Consider the following 1,786-nt stretch of genomic DNA (forward strand, 5'->3'; position numbering starts at 1 on the left):
CCGGACGCCGCCCAGCGCATCAAGGGTGAAACGTTTGGTGTCGATCAGGCGATATCCGCCTTGCAAGGTGGCGGTGAACTGCCGCGTTTCGGCGCTTCCGCTTATCGTGGTGCCTGGCGGCACGGGCAGGAAAGCCGGCAGCGGCCCCGACGTATGGCTGTCGGTCGTGTTGACATACATCACGTCGCCCGAGAACACGAAGCGGTCGTAGCGGGCCCAGATGTTGACGAAACCACCGAAATTGAGATCGTCCAGCACGTCGGAAAAGGACTTGTCCACCCCGATCGTCGGCGCGCGACGGAAAGGGGAGATGTTTCCCTTGAGCCCGGCGGCCCACATGTAGGGGGTGACCTGCACCGCCCATGTCGGGGATGCAACTTCGGCGGGGGCTGCGGGCGCCGGCTCCGGTGCCGCCGAGATGTCGGCCGCCAGCGCGGATCGTGCCGCCGCGAGGGCGAGGAGAAGCGCGAGCGCAGCTCTGTTCATTGTCGTGTCCTCATGCCGCGATTGTGTTCTTGTGGATGACGCCGTCTTTCATGACCAGCTTCATCGTCCGCTCCGGGTCGCCGATCAGCGCGATGTTGGCGAGGGGGTTGCCGTCGAGCACCAGCAGGTCCGCATAGGCGTCCGCCTCGATGACGCCGAGCTTGGCCGGATAGGGGTTGCGCCCGCCCGAAAGCCGCAGCAGTTCAGCATTACCGCTGGTCAGCAGCCGCAGTACCTCGGCGTTGTCATACCAGCGCGCGAACTTCGCCAGTTGCTTGCCCTGCGTGGCCGTACCTGCCGGGTTGAACAGGATGTCGGTGCCGAGCGCCATCTTGACCTTGTGCTGGCGCCCCATCTCGATGGCACGAACCGTGCCCAGTGCGATCTCGCCCTGGTTCTTCACCTGCTCGGCTGCCGTGTAGACATTGGAATCCTCGTCCTGCAGGAAGGGCTGGATGCTCCACCACGCGCCGGCGTCGGCCATGCGCTTGACCGCGTCCTCGTCGGCCAGTTGCCCATGCTCGATGCACTGCACGCCGCTGTCCAGCGCCCGCTTGATACCTGCGGAGGTGTAGGTGTGGACGCAAACATAGGTGCCCCAGTCGGTCGCCGCTTCCACCGCCGCACGCATTTCGCGCTCGGTGAACTGGATCGCGTCGATGGGGTCGAATGCGGATGCCACCCCGCCCCCGCCCATGATCTTGATCTGGCTGGCGCCCAGCATCAGTTGCTCGCGGACGCGGCGCAGCACTTCGTCCGCACCGTCGGCGATGGCCGAAATGCCTGCCTTCTCCGCCGCGCTGAGGTCGCTCTGCGCGGTGCGCGGCACGTCCGACCTGAAGCGGAAATCGCCATGGCCCGAGGTCTGCGAAATCATGGCGCCCGAGGGGTAAATCCTCGGCCCGGCGACCCGGCTCTCGTCGATGACCCGCTTGAGCGCGAAGGCGGGGCCACCCACGTCGCGAACGGTGGTGAAGCCGCGCAGCACGGTGCGCTGCGCTTCCTGTGCGGCCACCAGATGCGCATAGGCTGCATCGGCGGTCATGGCGACCAGTTGCGGGATGGCGGCGAGGATGGAGTGCCAGTGCGCGTCGATCATGCCCGGCATCAGCGTGCCGCCCCGGCAATCGATCACATCCGCATCGGCGACCGTCTCGGACGCTCCCACAAGCGCCTTGATGCGCTGGCCTTCGACCAGAACGCCCTTGCCCTCGATCAGCGCCGAGTCGGTGCCGTCGAAGATCGTAACATTCCTGAGGAGGATCGGCTTTTGGCTGCTCTGCGCATGCGCCGGGTCGAT

2 protein-coding genes and 1 pseudogene are annotated in these 1,786 nt (G+C 66.1%); 1 reads left to right on the top strand and 2 read right to left on the bottom strand.

Annotation, left to right across the window (positions count from 1 at the left end; genetic code table 11):
- Together ACOJSF_RS05165 and ACOJSF_RS05170 are read right to left on the bottom strand one after the other, a co-directional pair.
- Positions 1-486, bottom strand: a pseudogene (locus ACOJSF_RS05165) (hypothetical protein); the annotation flags it as partial.
- A gap of 10 nt (positions 487-496) precedes the next feature.
- Positions 497-1,585: a metal-dependent hydrolase family protein gene (locus ACOJSF_RS05170; RefSeq protein ID WP_420141161.1), complete on the bottom strand. Its 1,089-nt coding sequence runs from the start codon at positions 1,583-1,585 to the stop codon at positions 497-499.
- On the opposite strand from ACOJSF_RS05170, the gene ACOJSF_RS05175 reads away from it, so the two are divergent.
- Positions 1,571-1,786, top strand: a 216-nt coding sequence (locus tag ACOJSF_RS05175; protein ID WP_420141162.1) for a hypothetical protein, incomplete at its 3' end; no start/stop codon positions are given. The genes ACOJSF_RS05170 and ACOJSF_RS05175 overlap by 15 nt on opposite strands.

Origin of the sequence: Sphingomonas sp. (assembly GCF_048594985.1) — a bacterium.
Taxonomy (GTDB): domain Bacteria; phylum Pseudomonadota; class Alphaproteobacteria; order Sphingomonadales; family Sphingomonadaceae; genus Sphingomonas_I.

What these genes read in the sequence shown, in the direction of transcription:
- ACOJSF_RS05170 (WP_420141161.1), bottom strand. Translation starts at nt 1,585, where the DNA reads ATGATCGACGCGCACTGGCACTCCATCCTCGCCGCCATCCCGCAACTG.